Origin of the sequence: Actinomadura sp. B10D3, from assembly GCF_039871695.1 — a bacterium.
GTDB lineage: Bacteria > Actinomycetota > Actinomycetes > Streptosporangiales > Streptosporangiaceae > Spirillospora > Spirillospora madurae.
In genome coordinates this window covers 1-5175 of sequence record NZ_JBDPLY010000069.1, presented here as the reverse complement: position 1 = coordinate 5175, position 5175 = coordinate 1, and the positions used below count along the sequence as shown (strand labels likewise).

Genomic DNA, 5175 nt, shown 5'->3' with positions numbered 1-5175 from the left:
AACGCTGGACCACGCTCCAGCACATCACGCTCAGCCCCAGCCGGATCGGCGATCTCGTCCGGGCCGCCCTCGTCCTAGTCCATTTCGAACACCGCCGGATCACCTGAAAGTCAGTGAGAAAACGTCAGTGGGTGTGGAAGAACGTGAAGCGTGACCGCGTCGGCCGCCAGGCCGTCCAGAGCAACAAGGAGCTCCGCCTCTTCGCGACTGCCGCCCTGCACCGGCTCCAGAAGCTTCCCCGGCTCGTCCTGTCGTTCTTCGCCGACCCCCACCTCGCCTACATCGCGGGCTGACCAGAAACTCACAATTCAAGTCTAGAAACCACAGATCCTCTTGGATCAACCCGAACCGGCTACCATCCAACCCGACCCCGCCAGAGCCAGATAACCAAGTCTCCGGGAAAGCGGGGGAACCTCACCCGGGGCCTTCCCCCGAGGTGTGGACACCCTGAGCACCCTGGATCATGGAGATCTGGGGGTGAGAGGGATCCCGTGTGGGGATGAAGGTGTACTCCGAGGAATTCAAGGCCGATGCGGTGGCATTGTATCTGTCGGATCCGATGCGGACGTATGCGTCGGTGGCCAAGGACTTGGGCGAGGCGGGTGGGGCCCCGGTAGCCTCGGACGCCGCTGAGGGTCACCGGCTCCAGGAAGTCACACGCCAGCAGCGCCTTGGAACGCAGGAACCCAGCCCAGATGGTGGCGGAACGCTCAGGGGCCGGGCCGATACGGCGTCCCTCAGGATTTCCCGGACGGTGGAGGCCGCGACCTCGACGCCGAGCACCAATAGCTCACCGTGCACCCGCCGATAGCCCCAGCTCGGGTTCTCCCGCACCAGGCGCAGTACCAGCGGCCGGATGGAGCGGACGGTCGGTGGGCGGGCCGACCGCCGTCCACGGCGCCCACGCCTTCACCGCCTCCGGCCTCAAGCAGCTCCTCGCCGACATCCCCGCCATCGGCGACCTCGGATACGTCGGCGTCGACGGCATCACGATCGTCCCGATCAAACGAGCACCCAAGTGCGACATCCGCGGCTGCGACAAGGAGTTCAACACCGAGGTGGCCAGACTGCGGCACTCAACGAGCAGGCCGTCGCCACATTGAGCTCACTGCACGACCGGTCGATGGCGTTCTGAGCCTCAGCCGGTGCGAGCTCATCGCACCACGGCCCGTCGATGTGGCCCATACGAGTGGGTTACCCAGTGCACGCTGCCCATTACGGCCAAAAAGGTTTAAGGCAGGCTCTTGAGCCTTACAGAGCTGAGGGTCATTCTCCAGGAAGGGTGATTCGCTGTCCTGGAAGGCGGGATCCTTCATGGCCGACAGCAAAAGCCGTGATCCGTTGCCCGGGTACACGGTCGAGGACACCATCGCGGGTTTCGGGGCCGACGTCAGCGAAAAGCTGAGCCGAGGCGGAGCCCCGGAAGATCAGCTTCGCGGACCGTTGGAGCTTCTGCTGAAGCGGGTAGCACTCAAGCTCGGACTTGACGCCGTAGCCTACGGTGAGGTGCTATTGAAGGACATCCGCGCCCGCCCCGACTATGCCGTTGATCTCGGTAGCACCCGTGTGGGCTACCTGGAGATCAAGGCCCCGAACCGGGGCGTGCCCTGCACCAAAGAGTGGCGCCCGAACAAACGTGAACGAGAGCAGTGGGAACGGCTCTGCGCCCTACCCAACCTAATCTACACCGATGGGACGTCATGGGCACATTACTCGTTCGGTGAATGCAAGAATCTCTTCCGTTTCGAAGGTGACCTCACAGATCCACGCAAACCCCTTCAGCTCTCCGGCACCGGGTTCTCGGAGCTCGTGCTCGATTTTCTGTGCTGGGAGCCTGAACGACTGACCTCACTGCCCGAGCTCATACGGCGAGTCGCAGGACTGTGCCGGCTTCTGCGCGATGAGGTTGTGGCGATCTTGCGGGGGGCGCCCGATCACCGCGCCTACCAAGGTCTCAGCCTGCTCGCCGAGGACTGGCGCACCCTACTCTTCCCCGGCTTGGACGACCTCGGCTTCGCCGATGCCTATGCCCAGACCATCGTCTTTGCGATGCTGCTTGCCCGCCTGGACGGCATTGTCTTCCAAGGCACACCGCTGCTGGAGATCGGCCGCCAGCTCAGCAAGAAGCACCTCCTCATCGGGCGTGCCTTCCAGGTCTTGCTGGACAGCGCCGCCGTGGAGGAACTCCGCACGATCGAGACCCTTCACCGCATCATCGGTGTGGTCGACTTCAGCCGACCCAAGGGTGTCCGGCCAAGCATCTACATCGATCTCTATGAGAAGTTCCTCACCGCCTACGATCCGAGCAGACGCAAAGAGAGCGGCAGCTACTACACCCCCGAACCCGTTGCGCACGCCATGGTCGACTTCGTCGACCAGATCCTACGCACCCGCCTGGCGATCCCGTGGGGCTTCGCCGACGACGACGTCGTCGTGGTCGACCCCGCGATGGGGACAGGGACCTTCCTCGTGGAGGTCATTCAACGCGTCGCCGACACCATCGGCCAGGCTCAAGGAGACGGAGCGCGCAACGAGCGCCTTCGCGAACTGCTCTCCAAACGACTAGTGGGCTTCGAGGTACAGGTCGCTCCCTACGCGATCACCGAACTGCGCATCCACCAAGCACTGTCCCGGTTCAGCACCGAGGTCCCCAGCGTGGAGACCCGGTTCCTGACCGACGCACTGGAGAATCCAGCAGCGCAGCAAGGACGCATGGGCGGCGCCGCCACCTGGCCTCTAGAACGCTCTCGCCAAGAGGCCAACCGCTTCAAACGCGAAGTCCCGGTCATGGTGGTGATCGGCAATCCACCCCATGTGGAGAACACCAAGGGACAAGCACCTTGGATCGAGCAACCCCGCCGCTCAGGCACGGACAGCAACCGCATCCGCCCCTCCCTTGATGAGTTCCGGCCCCCCGGCCTGGGCAAGTACACGTCCGACCTACACGGCACGCCGTGGCTGTTCTGGCGCTGGGCCATCTGGAAGGCATTTGAAGCCCACCGTGACCACGATCAGGGGATCGTTGCCTTCATAGTTCCGGCAAGCCTCATCAGCGGCAAGGCGTTCGCCGGCGTCCGCCGCTACCTACGGAGCATTTGCGACGAGGGCTGGATTTTCGAGCTGTCACCCGAGGGCAACCGATCAAAAGGCGGAACACGGATCTTCGGACCGGCGGTCAGCCGACAGCTCTGCATCGCCGTATTCAGCCGCTCCAACGATCCTGCGCCGAGCAGCCCTGCCATCGTCCGGTACCTGGCACTTTACGGAAGCCGACAGGACAAACTTACCCGACTCGCCACTCTCGGGCCGAACGATCAAGAATGGCGGACCTGCAGAAATGACTGGGAATCACCCTTCCTCCCAGAAGCGACACCCGAATGGTCACAATACCTAACGCTCAATGACATCATGCCGTGGCGGTCACGCGGCATCACCCCCGGCCGCTCATGGATCTACGCCCCCAATCCAGACACGCTCAAGACCCGCTGGCTCCACCTCATCACAGCCTCCGGGACCAGCCGCGCCGACTTGTTCAAAGAGGGACATGATCGAAAGATCAATACTGTGCCCGGACCCCTCCCTGGCTTCCCACCCGCCAGCGGATCACTCGCTCAAGAGACCGGCCCCTGCCCAGAACCGATCCCGGTCTCCTACCGCCCCTTCGATCGGCAGTGGGTAATCCCCGACAACCGCCTGATGGAGAGAGCCCGCCCTCCCCTATGGGCCGTACGCTCGGACCACCAGATCTATGTGGCCGAACAGGACTCCGAAAGCATCGAGAGCGGCCCAGGACTGCTATTCACCACCCACATTCCCGACCTGCATCACTTCAACGGTCGCGGTGGCGGCGTAAGACCGCTCTACCGGAACGCCGACGACACCAGCGACGCCTCAGCCAACATCGCCCCGGGCCTGCTCTCCGTACTCTCGCAGATCTTGAAGACCACAGTCACACCCGGTGACCTGCTCTCCTACATGGCCGCCGTCACCGCCCACCCCGGTTACACCGAACGGTTCCGCGTGGATCTAAGGCATCCTGGGGTCCGTGTACCTCTGACGACACAACCCGCGCTGTGGGCCGAAGCTCTTGATCTCGGGCGCCGCCTATTGTGGCTGCACACCTTCGGCGAACACCATCATGACGCGGCCGCAGGCCGACCACGTGGCCATCGAGCGCTCACCCAGCATCTCGGCATCCGCAACCCCGCGCCCATCAGCACGCTGCCCTCCCGCTCGGCAGGAGAGATCGCCCACGACGCGGCCTCTCTGACCCTGCACATCGGCACTGGAAGTATCCGTCCCGTGACACCAGAAGTCTGGGAATACGACGTCGGGGGCATGCGGGTCATGCGGCACTGGCTGAACTACCGGACCGCCGAATACCACGGCCGGTCCTCACCCCTAGACCACGTCAGACCACAACGCTGGACAGCCGCGATGACCGACGAACTCCTCGCCCTCACCGCGGTCCTCACCGGGTGCGTGATCCAACAGGACCAACAGAAAGACCTCCTGCAGCGAATATGCACTCATCAGACAATCAGCACATCAGAGCTCACGGCAGCGGGAGTGCTTCCGCCTCCGAAAACTACTATAGCGGCACCACGACTGCTCAAGGAAACAATCACTCAACCCCTGCTCCATCATTTCGGACGGCAATCGCCCACAGACTAAATACGCTCGACACTTGAAGCGAATAAGGACATCCACCAGGAGGGGGCAGGGGTCAGAAGCGGCGAGTTCCACGCATGGTGTGTTCGCTCGGTGTTTGCTCGTATGTCGCGGAACGCGTTGACAGTAGCCAACACCAATCGGTCGTGGAGTCCACCGATGGTTGCACATAACGGAGTGGAACGACACTCACCGACACCTGGAAAAACTGCCCGACAGTGCTGGTATGCGACTTCTAATCCGACGGTCGCGGGTTCGAATCCTGCCGGGCGCGCCTCTACAACCAGGCCATCTAGCCTCTGACCTGCGAGAACGCCTCTCGCGCCAGATCGGCCGGATGCAGCCAGATGCCACCGAACGCAGCCGCGCGGCACTGTTACGGCAGCTGTAGATCGTGGCTGTGGGGATGATGCTGCTGGTCGGCGGGGCGCCCGGGATGATCACGATCGGGTGGAGTGCCGGACATGCGAGACGGCCGCCGTGATCGTTGCTTTGTGTGACAAA

At 63.1% G+C, this 5175-nt stretch carries 3 protein-coding genes and 1 pseudogene; all 4 read left to right on the top strand.

Going from position 1 to position 5175, the window contains the following annotated elements; genetic code table 11:
• The first annotated feature begins 143 nt into the window (after positions 1–143).
• Entirely contained in the window at positions 144–293 is a 150-nt protein-coding gene (locus ABGB11_RS42200) for a hypothetical protein (RefSeq protein ID WP_347641325.1), read from the top strand.
• Between the two features lie 200 nt (positions 294–493).
• A pseudogene (locus ABGB11_RS42195) lies at positions 494–595 on the top strand (transposase); the annotation flags it as partial.
• A gap of 277 nt (positions 596–872) precedes the next feature.
• On the top strand, positions 873–1103 hold the full coding sequence (locus tag ABGB11_RS42190; RefSeq protein ID WP_347641324.1) for a hypothetical protein: 231 nt from the start codon (positions 873–875) through the stop codon (positions 1101–1103).
• A gap of 211 nt (positions 1104–1314) precedes the next feature.
• Positions 1315–4674, top strand: a complete 3360-nt coding sequence (locus ABGB11_RS42185) for a type ISP restriction/modification enzyme (RefSeq protein ID WP_347641323.1) — start codon at positions 1315–1317, stop codon at positions 4672–4674.
• Positions 4675–5175: the final 501 nt, after the last annotated feature.

Excerpts from the sequence above, each read along its gene's own strand:
- ABGB11_RS42185 (WP_347641323.1), top strand. The coding sequence starts at position 1,315 with ATGGCCGACAGCAAAAGCCGTGATCCGTTGCCCGGGTACACGGTCGAG.